The sequence below is a fragment of the Acinetobacter tjernbergiae DSM 14971 = CIP 107465 genome, from assembly GCF_000374425.1.
GTDB lineage: Bacteria > Pseudomonadota > Gammaproteobacteria > Pseudomonadales > Moraxellaceae > Acinetobacter > Acinetobacter tjernbergiae.
This window is the reverse complement of record NZ_KB894371.1, coordinates 47,830-64,306: the sequence shown is the minus strand read 5'-3', so window position 1 is coordinate 64,306 and position 16,477 is coordinate 47,830. Positions and strand designations below refer to the sequence as shown.

Sequence of the window (16,477 nt, the reverse complement as noted above, 5' to 3'; positions counted from 1 at the left end):
TTTAATAACCGAGTTCAGGTGCAACTGTAACTTTTGGTTTAAGTCCAACGAAAGGTAATGGTGCGCCTAAGATTTCAGAAATATGCATTGCAGAAGTGACTGCTGACTCTAAAATTGGCAAACCATCACATGACCATGAACCGCAATAGAACACTTTACGATTTAAGTCTAAATGGCGTTGCTGGATTTGTTTATTCAACGCAACCGTTTCAGAATCGACAACAGCACGTGTGAGTTGCACCTTAGAAATAATTTTCTTAGGATCAATATCAATCACAGGACACCATGTTTGGAATACGGCATTTTTTCCAACCAAGCTTGGTTCGATCGAATTAATCCACACGGTAAATTGCTGGCGACTAAAATTCCGATCCATCATATAACTTAATACCGCCCAATCTTTACGGCGTTGCGGCATCACGATTGGATCTGTGTGAATAACCAAATCACCCTGTTCAAAACGGAACTTTTTCAATAGCGCAAGATCATCTGCAAATTGTGGTTGCTTCAAGAAATTTTCAATCACTGGCGTTGGTGTTGCGATCACGACTCGATCGAATAATTGGCTTTCGCCTTGCTCATTTTCTACCAAAATTTTATCGCCTTGTTCCTCGACTTTATGCACAGGTGAACCACTATGGATTGCAATACCCTCAATTAAACGATTTACTAAAGCAGGTGTTCCACCTTTCATTCTTAATAAGGCTTCACCTTCTGTGAGTTGGCGAATAAATTCTAATAGTGGCTTGGCTGGCCATTCACCAATCGTTTTTGGATGACATGTACAAATCGTATAAAGAACAGGCATTACTGTCCCATGCCAAAATACTTCTTCAATATGATATTGATTCATGAATTCGGCTAAGGTGATGTCTTGATTCTCTGATTTGAAAAATTGATGTACGGCGGTTTTTAATTGCAACATGCCTTTGACTAAACGCCAACCATATTGCTGTATGCCTTTACGGTTATTAATAATTGGGAAATTACCAATACGGCTGCGAGAAGTGGTCAACCAAGTATCTGTTTTATCTTCAAATAGCCAACTACAGGCCATAAATGTGCGTACTGGAAAAGTTTCTATGCCTAAGTAACTTGCTAGGCTTAGCGTATTTTTCCAAAGCTTGGGATTCATCACACGTAATGGCGCATCAATTATGCCACCATCAAAGTCAATACTGTGACTATCCATGCCTCGCCCTGCGAGTGCTTCGAATATTGTCACTTTATGCCCTGCATCATGTAGGATTCTGGCTGAGGCAAGTCCCGCCATTCCACTGCCGATTATTGCAATATCCAAAATTATGTCCCATCAGTTGATGATTTTTCTTGATTATGACTGATAGTTAACTTAAACACGGTATTAAAAAATACCAGATTCTGCATTTAAGCTAGACTTTTGTCTTAGCAACATAGGTCATTTCTTGTTACATTTTAGCATGCTTTCTATTTTGCTCTTAACTTAATGATAATATTCACTTATTCAAGCACAGTAGACAGAACATTCTTTATTTCATCATTTTTACGATCTCAAGGACTTTGCAAAGCTGAAATTTAGCGCTATTGTGATTAAACAATAATCAGAATCGAGTCACGTAACAAACTGCACAATAATAAGTGACCTAATATTAAAACAATCAATAGAGAGCCTTATAGCGAAAGCCCATAACTTTAAAGGAGTTATGGGCTTTCTTATATGTCTATATATAGGGGAAAAATGAGCTTTACATGCTGCCAAATTTGCCATGATTGAAATCATTGATCGCGTCTGTAATCTCAGCTTTGCTATTCATAACAAATGGTCCATAACCTTCAATCGGTTCATTCAAAGGTTGACCCGTTAAAATCAAGAATTTACTGTCTTGCTCAGCCTTGATCGTAAAATCAATTTCTTCACGGCTCAGTACAACCAAGCTTGGTGCTTCAATGTGTTGAGCATCATTTAAAATCACCTCACCAGAAAGTACCACCAACAATGTGGTATGTCCTTCGGTCACATAAAACGTGTGTGCTTGACCTGCCACAATTTTACCATCCCAAACATTGACAGGGCTAAACGTGGTTGCTGCGCCCGCTCTCTCTTGGTATTGCCCTGCGATGACACGTAACTCACTACCAACATCATCTAAGCTGATGCTTTGAATTTGAGCGGCTTCAATGGCTTGGTATTTTGCTGGAGTCATCTTTGAATGTGCAGGCAAATTCACCCATAATTGTACCATTTCAAACAAACCACCTTGATGCGCAAACTCAGGAGAATGAAATTCTTGGTGTAGGACTCCACCTCCAGCCGTCATCCATTGCACATCACCTGCTTTAATTGTGCCACCGCCGCCACTTGAATCTTGATGTGTCACTTCGCCCTGATAAGCAATCGTGACTGTCTCAAAACCGCGATGCGGATGTGTACCCACCCCTTGTTGAGCAGTAGTCGGCTCAAAGCGGTAAGGTGCAGCATAATCTAGCAGTAGAAATGGGCTGATCATTTGTCCCAAACGATCATAGGAAAACAAGTTGTACACTGGGAAACCATCACCCACCCAATGCATATGTTTATTTTGATAGATCCCAAGAATTTTCTTCATTTTAGTTTCTCCTATTCAGGAAATTCTTTTCTTGAGATTCATTTTACGCTTCAGTGATTAAAGCTTATAGAGATGGATTGGCAACACATTATTCTATAAATAGGACAATTTATCTTTTTATAGGTATTTAAAATTCATATTTTCATTCATCATCCTATTTTCAATATTGTTCATCTCATCTTTTGTACTTCTGACATCTGAATATTTTGATTAGCATCATTTAAAACAACACTCCAAACGACGTCATGATCAAGAACACTCCTGCTTATCGTAACTTGATGAACAGTGCGGTTCAAAATACCTCGAAAAGATAAACCACATCTACAGATTAGGAGCGTTAATGCTATTCTAATCTTGCATAGTGATAGGACTCGACCCACCTTGATTAATTCATTTGATGATTTTCATTATTTCTATCTCGTGGTTAAACACGGCGGTTTTAGTGCTGCCAGTGAAGCTGAAAATATCAGTAAATCTAAACTGAGCCGTCGTATTATTGACCTTGAAACAAAGTTTAATCTCAATCTCATTCAACGAACAACACGTCATTTTAAAGTGACCGAATTAGGACAAGAATTTTACGAAGAATGTTGTAAAGTGATTGCTCAAGTTGAATGTGCTGAAAATGTTTTATTAAAACAAAAAAGTGAACCACAAGGTCTGGTTAAAATAAGTTGTCCACCGTTAATGATGCACTTTCAGGTTCGTCAGTTACTCAGTCAGTTCTTAAAAAACTACCCTAAAGTTGAAATCGCTCTAGAACTCACGAGCCGTCGAGTTGATGTACTACATGATGATATTGATATTGCAATCAGAACCAGCTTCGAACCCAATCAAGACTCTAGCCTGATTGTCCGTGATGTTATTCGGACAGAGCATTGTCTTGTTGCGGCTCCTGAATTATTGCAAAACAGTCGAATTGAACATTATTCAGAATTGCACTCCTATCCTAGTGTGGCTTTAGGCATCCAAAAAAACCAATATCATTGGCATTTATGCAATATAAATCATGATGAAACTGTTGATGTTGCCTATTCACCGAGAATTCGAAGTAATGATTTAGCTGGTGTCTATTATGCGGTGAGTGATGGCTTAGGTATCGCAGACTTGCCTTATTTAACCGTTCAATCAGATATCGAGAAAGGTAAACTCATTCATATTTTGCCTGAATGGAAGTCGAATCGTGGCACAGTACAACTCGTTTATGCTTCTCGTAAAGGGCAACGCTTGGTGGTTGAAAAACTCATCGAAACCTTGATCGAGGGTCTACGTGAATTGGCAAAAACTGACAGTGGTTACACTTTGTAATACAGAAATAAGAACGTTATTTCACAATTTATTGAGCACATAAACAATAAAAAAAGGCATAAACTGAGTTTATGCCTTTCGTGTGACTAGATATATGATCTAGAACGGTAAATCATCATCTAAATCGGCTGGTGCTGACGCAGTAGGTTGCGGTGCAGCTTTTGGCGTATTAAAGCCATTACCTGCTTGAGGATTTCCTGCGTAATTACCTTGGTTTCCACCACCAAAGCCACCGCCTTGACCATAGCCATTTTGGTTGTTGTTATTGTTATAACCCGTATTTTGATAACCGCCACCTTGGTTATTATTGTTGTTATTAAAACGTGGTTGGTTAAAGTCGCCACCGCTCTGCTCACCTTGTTGACGTGAATCAAGCATTTGCATTTGATCACCACGAATTTCAGTGCTGTAACGTTCCTGACCATTTTGGTCTGTCCATTGACGTGTACGCAATGAACCCTCGATATACACCTTTGAGCCCTTACGCAAATATTGCTGAGCAATTTCACCTAAACGGTTGTGTAATACAATACGATGCCATTCTGTTTGTTCTTTTCGTTCACCTGTATTTTTATCTGTCCACGATTCACTTGTCGCAATCGAGAATTGAGTCAATGATCCACCATTTGGAAAGGTTTTTGTTTCAGGATCTTTACCCAAAGTACCGACTAAAATAACTTTATTCACACCACGCATTAGCTGTCTTCATCCTATGTATTTCTATGTTTTACTTTATAAGAGTTATACTTAAATGGCTACCTCTTTGCCAATCAAGTGCGTTAAATCTTGTCGCCCAGCATCATCTATCCGCTGTTTATCGACTTTAATATAAGCAACTTGTTGTTCGGGCATCACCACGACTTCTTCAATACCACGAATTGCCAATAGTTTTGAAGTCCATTCATCTGTTTGTGCCATTTGAGGTAAAGGCAACACAATTGAAGACAAATATCTTGGTTGGGCCAAGCCAAAACTCACGAGCAACCACAGTATAGCAATCCCAGAGAGTACGCTCCACCCAAGTGCAGTATTCTGTAACATCAAAAGCTGTCCACCCAAAGTCCCCCCAAAAAAAGCCCCCAAGAACTGGCTACTGGCATTGATACCCATTGCGGTGGCTTTAGATTGAATTGGTGCAACTTTTGATAACCAAGAAGGTAATAACGCTTCCATCACATTAAATGCGATAAAGAAAATACCTAATCCTGCAAGCAATACATATTTAGATTCATATCCAAAAATTAGCAGCAGCAATCCAATAATAATGCCTGCAATCGCAGATAAGAAAATACCACGCATCTTGCGATATTTTTCAGCAATGATAATGCTTGGAAAGGCAAAAAATAGACTAAGAACCAATAATGGTAAGTAGATGAGACCATGTTTTGCCAAAGGAATTTGGGCATATTCGATCAACTGAGAAGGAATATAAATAAACATCGCTGTCAGTAATAAATGTAGTGCAAAAACGGAAACGTGCAATCGGTTCAGATCACCCATTTGAATGACTTGTTTCAGCTGCAATACATAGCCTTGTTGGTAATTCCGATGATGTCGAGTGACTTTAGGCACCAGTAACAACATTAAAATTGCAGCTAAGCCCATAATTGTTGTGACAAAAAATAAACCAGAAATACCAACCAAACTGGTGAGCCATGGCCCTAAACTGAATGCCACTACAAAAGATAAGCCAATACTCATCCCCATCACAGCCATAGCTTTGGTACGCTGCTCTTCACGTGTTACATCGGCAAGCAATGCCATCACCACAGCTGAAACCGCACCTGCGCCTGCAATTGCTCGCCCAATAATCACACCATAAATCGTGTCAGACAAGCCCGCGATTGCACCGCCTAAGGCAAATAAGAGTAAACCTAGCACAACGAGCGGCTTACGACTAAAGCGATCAGCTAAAAGGCTAAATGGAATTTGTAAAATGGCTTGAGTTAAACCATAGACCCCAACCGCTAGCCCGATTAAGGCAGGTGTGGCGTATTGATATGACTGTCCTGCAACAGAAAATACAGGAATAATCATGAACAAGCCCAACATGCGTAAGGCAAAAATGCTACTTAAGGCAAAGGTTGAACGGCGTTCTAAAGCATTCATTATTGATAAGACACTATAACTGGCTTAGCGAATTATAAGCGATTCGCTTAACAAGGTTGTAAGTAGATTATGAAAAACACAATCTTTAGGAGAAAAAATAAAGGAGCGATTTCGCTCCTTTACTAAAAATACGCTCATTAACTGAAAATAAGCTTAAGAGGTTTGCTGTTCGCGCTTGCTATATTGGATTGAAGAAACCACCGCCCAAACGATAAATGCAACACCGATTAGCCCCGTTACAACCTCTGGTACATGTAAACCCGTACCACTTGCGATCATAATGAATGCCAAAGCACCAATGGCATAATGTGCGCCATGTTCCAAGAAAACATAGGCATCCAAAGTCCCTTTCTCAACCAAATAAATTGTCATTGAACGGACAAACATCGCACCAATCGCAAGACCTAACATAATGATGACAACATCACTGGTAATTGCGAATGCACCAATCACACCATCAAAACTGAAAGAGGCATCAAGAACTTCAAGATATAAGAAACCACCAAATCCAGCTTTCACGACACCTGAAGCCGCACCACTTGCATCATGAGTAACGGCATTACCATTTTCATCAATCTCTGGCTCACCACCCAATAAGTGACTGAGAACTTGCACGCCAATATAGACCACAATGCCCCAAATACCTGCCATCGTCACCGCTAAGCGAATAGATTCTTCAACATTAGCTGCCATAATAATCATGGCAATCAAGGCAAGAAAAACTGACATCGCTGGTACACTGGCTAAATTTGCCAATTTTGCTTCTAACCACTTAAACCAATGCGTTTCTTTACCATCATCGAAGAAGAAATTTAAGAACACCAATAATAAGAATGTGCCACCAAATGCTGAAATTTCAGCATGATGTGCCATTAAGCGTTCTGAATAGCTCTTTGGATCGTTCAATGCCATTTTAGCGACTTCGACCATCCCCATATCTGCTGTAACTGCAACGATGACCACAGGAAAAATCAAACGCATACCAAATACGGCAATCAGAATACCCACCGTTAAGAAAATCATTTTCCAGAAATGATCCCAACCACGTAGTACTGATGCGTTGACAACAGCATTATCAAAAGAAAGTGATACCTCCATCACTGCTAAAATCGCAGTAATTGTCAATGCTTTAAGCATCGTCGCTACGCCTGCTTCAGGACCATGCGTATAGCCCCAGTAGGCAGATAGTGCCAAACACACTACCGTAAAAAATATTGAAAAACGAAAATGCTTCATGAACAGCCTTTTATGCGAAATCGTTGGATGATAAAAATGTGCCTATTGTAGGTGAGTTTGCGCTAGAAAATAAAAAAGATTGTTAGACTTATTTTGAGAAAAGGCGATCGAGATAAAGACTCTGCTATAGTTTTATCATTCTTCAATTTATAAGCTGTTCATAGGTTCAAATACATGACTTTTTCCCAAGATGTTTGGCAACGTAATCAAGATTTATATCAAAAAATATTAGCACTGCCATTTAATCAAGAACTGGCTTCTGGCACGTTAAAGCGTGAGGTATTCTGCCATTATGTTATTCAAGATGCGCATTATTTACTGGCTTATGGACGTGCATTGGCTGTGGCTGCTGCAAAAGCTTATGAAGCCGATGATGTGATTCAGTTTTCTGAAGCAGCAAAAATTGCCATTATTGTGGAGCGTAGTTTGCACGCTGACTTTATGCAGGAGTTTGAAATTAGCAAAGCTGAGTTTGAAAATACGCCATTAACACTCGCCTGCCATCATTATACGTCGTTCTTAACTGCTACAGCTTGGTCGGAAAGCTATCCTGTGATCTTGGCAGCATTGCTTCCCTGTTTTTGGATTTATGCTGAGGTTGGTAAAGACATCGTAAACCAATCAGTTCCTAATAATCCATATCAAGCATGGATTGATACCTATGCAGGTGAAGAGTTTAATACAGCAGTTCGAAATGTGATTACAACTGTAGATAAAGTAGCGGCACGTTGTGATGAAGACACTTTAGCAAAAATGCATGCGGCTTATCGCATGGGCGCGAAATTGGAATGGCTCTTTTGGGATAGCGCTTACCAACAACGTCAATGGTTGGGTTTAGACCAAGCTTAATCGCCTATCTAATCGTCATTTACATTTTTCATAGACATAAAAAAGCCCCTCATGGGGGCTTAGTCGTATATCGTATTGTCCGATATACTGTATGAGGCTCATCTCAAACTGGCTGCATTAAAACATAAACTCGCTCAAGTGAATACCTTTATTGCTTAAAAAAAGTGAACCGCGATTAAAGCAATCAATGCAGGTACAGCTTGGATATAAATAATTTTCTTACTGGCAGTCAATCCCCCATAAATTCCTGCAACCAACACACAGCCTAAAAAGAAATTCGCCAAAGCAACCGCATAGGTTTCAGGTGCAATTAATGCCCAAAACAAACCTGCTGCAAGAAAACCATTATACAAACCTTGGTTCTGCGCTAAAACTTTAGTAAGTTGGGCTTTTTCCAAGCTATTACCAAAAGCCTTTAAACCATAAGGTTTGTCCCATAGGAACATTTCCAGCACTAAAATATAAACATGTAATACAGCAATCAATCCTACAAGCAGTTGTCCAATCATATAATTTTCCTTTTTATTTGATAGGCAAATTTAAGTAGACCAGCCTCACGACTGGTCATCTGTTCTCCAAATTAAGGCTTTAACAACACTTTGCCCTGACGCGCACCCTGAGTTGCTTTGAGTGCAGCCGTTTTAATATCATCAAAACTAAAAACACCTTCCACAGGTAAAACTAATTTCTTTTGTTTCGCAAGCGTTAATAACTCAACAAATAATGCCTTTTTACGCTCTGCTGGCATTTCTTTATTGACTACACTTGCCCAAAACCCTTTCACCGTTGCCTGTTTGAAAATCAAATCGCCCGATGAAATCTGCATAGTTTCGCCCGTCATACTGCCAAATGAAACCAATACACTATTCTCACTCAGTAAATTCAGCATTTCACCACTGGCCGTTCCACCAATTGAATCCACGCCTGCAATCAAGGGCTGATCAGCATGAATCGCTTTGACTTGTTGCTTCCAATCCGCTTGATCAGTGGCAACTACATGTTGAATGCCTAAAGCCTGCATTTCGGCAATTGCATCGGTACGACGCACAAGATTAATCACTTGCAAACCACGCGCCTGAGCAATCATCGCTACGGTTTTACCCACAGCACCATTGGCTGTGTTTTGAATCAACCATTGCCCTGCTTGAACATTCACAAAGTCGAGTAACATCAAAGCACTTATCGGCATCCCGATCAATTGAGCTGCTGTTTCATCATCAATCGCATCATTTAAAGGAATAATACTTTGCGCAGGCGCAATAAAATATTCTGCCCAACTACCATGTACACCAGCAACCGCAATACGTTGTCCTAACTTACTTGCATCAACATCCTCACCCACAGCATCGACAATACCTACCGCTTCACTGCCGCCAATTGCAGGTAAAGTTGGCTTATAGCCATAACTACCACGTACTGTCCAAACATCGTGATTATGCATAGGAGACATAATGGTCTTGATACGCACTTCACCCGCTTTAGGCTCAGGTATCGGCATATCACCTAATGCTAAAACATCTACAGGTTCGCCAAATTGGTGGTGGATAATACTTTGCATAATCTATTCCTGTATCGGTTGTAACAGCTGTTTTGTGGTTTCTAAAGCCAAATGTAGCGGAGCTTTGTCTTGTGCTAATTTGGTCATCAAAGCTGCACCCAACCAGAGCTGATACATCACTTGAGCTGTTTTTAAAGGGTCTAAATGGGTTGGAATCGAACCTTGCTGTTGCCCTTCTTTGAGCAATAAAGCCACACTTTGTGTCAGTCGATGTACACCTAAGTTGAGAATCTGACGCATGTCTTCTGATAAATCAGAAACCTCTGCCGCAAGTTTCACAATTAAGCAATTCTCTGCCCAACTGCCATAAATCGGGTCGTCAATCCATGCCTGCCACAAAGCGATTAAACGTGCATAAGCACTTTGTTCACTTTGCTGCCAAAGATGTTCAACACGTACTTTGTAATCCGCCATGTACTGTTCTAATAAGGCACAACCAAATGCCTCTTTAGACGCAAAGTAGTGATAGAACGAACCTTTCGGCACGTCACAGGCTTTTAAAATCTCTTGTAAGCCAACGCCCACAAAACCTTTACGCAATACCAATTCAAAACTGGTATCCAAAATGTGTTGTCGAGTTGCTTCACTCTTTATTGATCGTTTCATAGGCACACTATAAATTAATATTAGACTAGTCGTCTAGTAAAATTATGTATTTCTTCTCATCGAGAGTTTTGCAGTGGAAATCTGCAACAATGAATGATAAAAATACAACTCGGTTAAGTCGAGATAAATACTGATCTTATCGTTGAACCGTCACAATTTGTCGTTTTAAATATTTTTATACCACTTGAACAATTTTAAGACGCTATCATATATAAGACCTGTTCAACAGTAAGATGCTGCCCAGAAATTATTTTAAATTGATGTGTACTGAATCTTTTCACCATTACATTGAAATTAAATAATTGATGATGGATTGCACCCATGTTCAACCTGTTTTGACCTTCTATTTGCATACTACTGAGATGTTTTCATGAGCCAAAGTCATATCCGTATTCGAGGCGCACGTACCCATAATTTAAAAAATGTGTCACTCGATATTCCACGTGACAAATTTGTGGTGATTACAGGGCTTTCAGGTTCAGGAAAATCATCGCTCGCATTTGATACCTTATATGCCGAAGGTCAACGCCGTTATGTCGAATCACTTTCAGCCTACGCACGTCAATTCCTTTCACAAATGGAAAAGCCTGAAGTTGATTCAATCGAAGGTTTATCTCCTGCGATTGCAATTGAGCAAAAATCAACCAGCCACAATCCACGTTCAACCGTCGGTACAATTACCGAAATCTACGACTATTTACGTTTGCTCTATGCTCGTGTTGGTACACCCTATTGCCCTGAACATGATTTACCGATGGTGGCACAAACCATTTCAGAAATGGTTGATGCGGTAAAAGGACTGGAAGAAGGCACTGCACTGATGCTACTTGCACCTGTGGTGCGCGAGCGTAAGGGTGAATACACCCAACTATTTGAACAACTCCAAGGACAAGGTTTTGTCCGCGCCCGTGTCGATGGTGAAATCATTGATATTGATACCCCACCTGAACTGGATAAAAAGAAAAAACACACCATTGAAGTGGTGGTCGATCGCTTTAAAGTGCGTGATGATTTGGGCAATCGTATTGCAGAATCCTTCGAAACCGCATTACGTTTAGGCAGTGATATTGCAGTGTTGTCGTGGATGAATAGCGAACATCCTGAACGTGTGTTCTCTGCAAAACATTCATGTCCTGAATGTGATCGTGCTGTGGCTGAACTTGAACCACGTTTGTTCTCATTCAATAACCCATTCGGTGCTTGCCCTGTCTGTGATGGTTTGGGAACGCGTAGTCATTTCAGCGCAGAAAAGCTGATCCCAAATCCAGAAGTTTCGATCAGCCAAGGGGCGATTCGTGGTTGGGACAGACAACGTCCGTATTACTACACCATGCTGCAAAAAGTAGCGGATCATTTCAGTATTGATCTCGATCAGCCTTGGAATACACTCGATAAAGACACCCAAAAGAAATTTTTACAAGGGACAGGCAAAGAGAAAATCGACCTCAGTTATATTGATGAACGTGGTCGTAAACACAGTCGTGTACAAGCCTTTGAAGGAATCTTGCCGCATTTAGAACGTCGCTACCGCGAAACAGAATCGAATTATGTGCGTGATGATCTAGCACAATATTTGTCTAATGCAGCCTGTGATGCCTGTGACGGTTCACGTCTGAATGAAATTTCACGCCACGTTCGGGTGAAAGACAAGACCATCGCACAAATTACCAAGATGTCGATTGGTGATGCTGAAAACTACTATCAGGACCTCAATCTTGAAGGTGCCAAAGGTGAAATCGCCGATAAAATCTTTAAAGAGATTCGTGAGCGTTTACATTTCTTGGTGAGTGTTGGGCTAAATTATTTAAGTCTCGCTCGTTCAGCCGAAACATTATCAGGTGGTGAAGCACAACGTATTCGCCTTGCATCACAAATTGGCGCAGGCTTAATGGGCGTGATGTATGTACTGGATGAGCCATCCATTGGTCTCCATCAACGTGATAATGATCGCCTATTACAAACCTTGATTCGCTTACGCGATCTCGGCAATACCGTGCTTGTAGTTGAGCATGATGAAGATGCGATTCGTGCCGCGGATCATATTATTGATATCGGTCCTGGTGCAGGGATTCACGGTGGTGCAATTATTGCTGAAGGAACTTATGATGAGTTGGCAAACCATGCTGATTCCCTTACAGGTCAATACCTCTCAGGCAAATTGAAGATTGAAGTACCGAAACAGCGTACTCAATCCCCTCGTCCAGATGAAGTCATTAAATTGTCTGGCGCAAGCGGACACAACTTACAGAATGTCGATTTAACCATTCCTCTCGGCATTATGACCTGTGTGACTGGGGTTTCAGGTTCAGGCAAATCAACGCTGATTAACCGTACCTTATTGCCTTTGGCTGCGACTCAACTGAATGGTGCAACCACACTGACCGCAGAAAAGTTTGATTCGATTGATGGTTTACAGCACTTAGATAAAGTGGTTGATATTGACCAAAGTCCGATTGGTCGTACCCCACGTTCAAATCCTGCCACGTATACAGGCTTATTTACGCCGATTCGTGAATTATTTGCGCAAACGCCTGAAGCCAAAGCGCGTGGTTATAGCGCAGGTCGTTTCTCGTTTAACGTGAAAGGCGGACGTTGTGAAGCTTGTGAAGGCGATGGCATGATCAAGGTCGCGATGCACTTCCTGCCTGATATGTATGTGCCTTGTGATGCTTGTCATGGCAAGCGTTATAATCGTGAAACTTTAGAAGTGGGTTATAAAGGCAAGAACATTTCAGACGTGTTAGAAATGACTGTTGAAGATGCGGCTGAATTCTTTAGTGCCATTCCTGTGATTCACCGCCGTTTAGATACGTTAATGCAAGTGGGGCTGGGTTATATTCGTTTAGGTCAAGCCGCAACGACTCTATCAGGTGGTGAGGCACAACGGGTGAAATTAGCGCGTGAGTTAGCAAAACGAGATACAGGTAAAACCTTATATATCTTAGATGAGCCAACTACAGGCTTACATTTCCATGATATTGCGAAGTTACTCGATATTTTGTATGAGCTACGCAATAAGGGTAATACCATTGTGGTAATTGAGCATAATTTGGATGTGATCAAAACTGCCGATTGGGTAATTGACCTCGGCCCTGAAGGCGGTTCGGGTGGTGGTCAAATTATTGCTGAAGGCACACCTGAACAAGTCGCTGAAGTTGAAATTTCACATACAGGGCGTTTCTTAAAGCCGATGTTGAAATAAATCAAGCTGATTTTCTAATACTGGCGTGAATTTAGACAGTTTTATTTTATCCAATTTAAATTTACGCCAGCTTCCTAAATCTTCAACTCTTGGTAACTCAAGCCTATCAAATAAAGAAGGTTGAATTTTTTGAAGCTTTTCTGCACGTTTTAAACACCGTCTCAGCCATGAGTAAGACATTTTTAAATATGCGGCAATATTCAAATAAGTATACTTCAACAATATAGGTTTTAAGCTTTCAAATAATTGGACATAAGCTAAAATCATGGAAAAACTATTTTCTTTAATTTGCTGTGCTTGTTTCTTTTGTTGTAAGTGTCGATCGACTTGATCAAGCATCCGTTGCAATGGCTCAGTGGATACTGGTGATGATATTCCTAGAAGGATTGGATTAATTGCTTCATCTGGATCATTTCTAGAACTTTGATCAAAACTTGAAGCATATTTAAATATCCGATCAGCACCATGAACAAAGTGATTCCACATTTTATGTTCTAGTTCATTCCAATGCTCTAGACTTGATAAATCAAATTCCCCTACCCATTTCTCTATTACAAATAGAAAAGCTTCTTGAGGAACATCGCTTGCTTCACATTGTTTAGATGCCCTAGCGATCTTTTGCCATTCTTTATAATGATCTAGTGAATAGATAAGCTCAAATAACTTATTTTGGTCTTTTGGCAACACAGACAAGACTCTATTTTAATATGTTTCGTAGGCTAACAATCGCAAATTTAAATTTGATGACTAGATTCTCATCTTAATGAGCAAAATACTTACCAATCTAGCCCTTCAGAGGGTAACAAGTGAACAGAAGGTATTTTGGCTCTTATCGCAAGGAGTATGAATTATTTAATAAAACAGCATCTAAAGAAAAACCTACTCATCGTCAAAGGCGCAAATCACTACGATTTATATAATTAAAGAAGAATATGTGAATCAGGCGTTAAGGGAACTTATTTCTTTCCTAAAAAATATATCTAAACATAGACAAAATAGGGGCTTGTCGATTAAACATCCTATTTCTAACTCTCTACAATATTCTTCCCTTTAGCTTTAGCCCTTAACATTGACTGATCTGCTTTTTCTAGCAGCTCTAACCAACTCTCCGCCCCAATCGCCACCCCAATACTGACTGAAACCTGAATCAACTCACCAACACTAGAAATAATAATATTCTGTTTTAAGATGCCTGAACGAATACTTTCAGCAATTGCTTTTGCGGCATTCATTTCAATACTTTCAATGACCACCAAAAATTCATCACCACCATAACGTACGATCAAATCAGATGCTCTTACATTATGTCTCAGTTGATCAGCAATCATGGTAATCACCTGATCTCCAACAATATGCCCATACTGATCATTTACAAACTTAAAATTATCAATATCAACCACAATCACACAGGTTTCTGATAACCCTTCAGGTTTTGACTCTAACAAATTAATATATTCTTCTAATGCTAACCGATTTGCCACACCTGTGAGTACATCCGAATTCGCAATTTGCTTAAGTTGAGACTCCATCACATCACGTTGTTTAAGCATGCCTTTTAACTTATCGATCGCTTCAAATAACGAAAAAAATTCCTCTTTGGATTGTTTTTCCAAAGATGACTGCTCATCCAAACTTCGCGATAAACGTAAAATCAGATTTCTAGCCCTAATTAATGGACTAAAAACCTTTTTTTTAGCATAAATCATCGTAAAAATAGCTGTGAGCAAAGATACAATTGAAATCCCAAAGGTAAAAATAAATTGTTGCTTTGCTTTTTTATTTTGTTGTTTTATGACTTCAAGACTATAGTCTAAAATATAGTTTTGTAAATCCATCACTGTGGTGAATTTACTAACCATACGCTCCGTCAACTGCGTCCCCGTCAGGAAATAAGATTCACCATTTTTACTTTGATCCAATAGCTTTGAAACTAAAGGCAGTCCCTGATCTAAGAATTCTGTTTTTACACGTTCATGCAAACGAATATATTCAACTGTTTTAGTCTGTTCGGGCTGAATTGTATCGACTAAAGACCAAAGATATTGTGCCTGATGCTGAGTCTGCAGAGAACGTGCACGGTTTTCATCTGCAATCGTCTCATCAAACGTGATCGGTGCCATAATATTTGATGCAATACGCCCTGCTTGATCACGCATATCCGTTAACACTAAAATTGAAATAAAATAATTCGACATCTTACTGTCTTTACTTTTTACTTGTGTCATCAGTAATTTCAAAAAATCTCGATTTTTATCCCAAACAGCAAACATAGATAAAATTGCATGATCAAATTGTTTAGCGGTACGTTGTTGATATGGTAACTGTATATAGATATCAACCTCTGTACGTGCTTGAAGCAACTTTACCTTTAAGTCTCTTTGTAAATATAGTGCAATAGATTCAAAACCATTTCTCTTTAACACCGAAATTGTTTGATCAATCTGCGTATCGACGACATGTCGATGTTCTTCTAATTTCTTTTTATTCTTTAATAAATTACTTGGCTGGCTCGACATTGCCTTATTAGTTGGTGCTCGCTCTTTAGAAATTTGATTTGCAGTTTTGACTAAAGCCCGTAAGCTTATGATCTCAGTCACAGCCTGATTTGTTTTAACATACTCTTGATAACTATGAATAATTAAAGGGATTGAAATATATAAAATCGAAAAAATAATAACGACCATACAAGAAAATAGACGAAGACTAATTTGCTCTGAACGTAATTTCGTATGCTTTAGACTACGCCTATGAACCTCCCTTGTTCTTTTCAAAAGTCATCCTAATTGATTTTTAAATAGTCGATAATTTTACCTGATTTTTTAATTTAATTGTCACGATTAACAGTGGTTTCTAATTTCGATAAAATCTCAATTTATTTTTATTTTCCATATATTTACTTGTTACATATGAAATATATAGAAATAAGCTGAAATATTTTTTAGCACTTAGATGCATTTAGAAATGCAAATTTCATATTTTAAAATTAACTCTAGGATCAACTCATTACCTCTTAGACTTTATAAA

13 protein-coding genes are annotated in these 16,477 nt (G+C 39.4%); 3 read left to right on the top strand and 10 right to left on the bottom strand.

The window, feature by feature from the left end; all coding sequences use genetic code 11:
* Position 1 precedes the first annotated feature (1 nt).
* Together C502_RS0113825 and C502_RS0113820 are read right to left on the bottom strand one after the other, a co-directional pair.
* Positions 2-1,300, bottom strand: a complete 1,299-nt coding sequence (locus C502_RS0113825) for an FAD-dependent oxidoreductase (RefSeq protein WP_023274654.1) — start codon at positions 1,298-1,300, stop codon at positions 2-4.
* Positions 1,301-1,724: 424 nt separating this feature from the next.
* On the bottom strand, positions 1,725-2,585 hold the full coding sequence (locus tag C502_RS0113820) for a pirin family protein (protein ID WP_018679415.1): 861 nt from the start codon (positions 2,583-2,585) through the stop codon (positions 1,725-1,727).
* 345 nt (positions 2,586-2,930) lie between these two features.
* Here C502_RS0113820 and C502_RS0113815 point away from each other — a divergent pair, with 345 nt between their 5' ends.
* Positions 2,931-3,893: a LysR substrate-binding domain-containing protein gene (locus C502_RS0113815; RefSeq protein WP_228129343.1), complete on the top strand. Its 963-nt coding sequence runs from the start codon at positions 2,931-2,933 to the stop codon at positions 3,891-3,893.
* A 99-nt stretch (positions 3,894-3,992) separates the two neighbouring features.
* Here the strand turns inward: C502_RS0113815 and ssb are convergent, their stop codons facing one another.
* The 3 genes from ssb to C502_RS0113800 form a co-directional block, all read right to left on the bottom strand.
* Positions 3,993-4,589: a single-stranded DNA-binding protein gene (ssb, locus tag C502_RS0113810; protein WP_018679413.1), complete on the bottom strand. Its 597-nt coding sequence runs from the start codon at positions 4,587-4,589 to the stop codon at positions 3,993-3,995.
* A gap of 51 nt (positions 4,590-4,640) precedes the next feature.
* A complete protein-coding gene (locus tag C502_RS0113805) occupies positions 4,641-6,005 on the bottom strand; it encodes an MFS transporter (protein ID WP_035308421.1) in 1,365 nt (454 codons plus the stop codon).
* A 150-nt stretch (positions 6,006-6,155) separates the two neighbouring features.
* A complete protein-coding gene (locus tag C502_RS0113800; RefSeq protein WP_018679411.1) occupies positions 6,156-7,238 on the bottom strand; it encodes a DUF475 domain-containing protein in 1,083 nt (360 codons plus the stop codon).
* Positions 7,239-7,412: 174 nt separating this feature from the next.
* On the opposite strand from C502_RS0113800, the gene tenA reads away from it, so the two are divergent.
* Positions 7,413-8,087: a thiaminase II gene (gene tenA / locus C502_RS0113795; RefSeq protein WP_018679410.1), complete on the top strand. Its 675-nt coding sequence runs from the start codon at positions 7,413-7,415 to the stop codon at positions 8,085-8,087.
* A 155-nt stretch (positions 8,088-8,242) separates the two neighbouring features.
* Here tenA and C502_RS0113790 read toward each other — a convergent pair whose 3' ends face one another.
* The 3 genes from C502_RS0113790 to C502_RS0113780 all read right to left on the bottom strand — a co-directional run bounded on the left by C502_RS0113790 (position 8,243) and on the right by C502_RS0113780 (position 10,251).
* Positions 8,243-8,596 carry a DUF1304 domain-containing protein gene (locus tag C502_RS0113790; protein WP_018679409.1) on the bottom strand — a complete coding sequence of 118 codons (354 nt, stop codon included), beginning with the start codon at positions 8,594-8,596 and terminating at the stop codon, positions 8,243-8,245.
* 71 nt (positions 8,597-8,667) lie between these two features.
* The gene (locus tag C502_RS0113785; RefSeq protein ID WP_018679408.1) at positions 8,668-9,645 is read right to left on the bottom strand and encodes a zinc-binding dehydrogenase; all 978 of its coding nucleotides are present in this window, start codon (positions 9,643-9,645) and stop codon (positions 8,668-8,670) included.
* Between the two features lie 3 nt (positions 9,646-9,648).
* Entirely contained in the window at positions 9,649-10,251 is a 603-nt protein-coding gene (locus C502_RS0113780) for a TetR/AcrR family transcriptional regulator (RefSeq protein WP_018679407.1), read from the bottom strand.
* A gap of 370 nt (positions 10,252-10,621) precedes the next feature.
* On the opposite strand from C502_RS0113780, the gene uvrA reads away from it, so the two are divergent.
* Entirely contained in the window at positions 10,622-13,453 is a 2,832-nt protein-coding gene (uvrA, locus tag C502_RS0113775) for an excinuclease ABC subunit UvrA (RefSeq protein ID WP_018679406.1), read from the top strand.
* Here uvrA and C502_RS0113770 read toward each other — a convergent pair.
* Both C502_RS0113770 and C502_RS0113765 read right to left on the bottom strand, forming a co-directional pair.
* Entirely contained in the window at positions 13,433-14,140 is a 708-nt protein-coding gene (locus tag C502_RS0113770) for a hypothetical protein (RefSeq protein ID WP_018679405.1), read from the bottom strand. The genes uvrA and C502_RS0113770 overlap by 21 nt on opposite strands.
* Before the next feature lie 338 nt (positions 14,141-14,478).
* The gene (locus C502_RS0113765) at positions 14,479-16,137 is read right to left on the bottom strand and encodes a GGDEF domain-containing protein (protein WP_018679404.1); all 1,659 of its coding nucleotides are present in this window, start codon (positions 16,135-16,137) and stop codon (positions 14,479-14,481) included.
* Between the last annotated feature and the right edge of the window lie 340 nt (positions 16,138-16,477).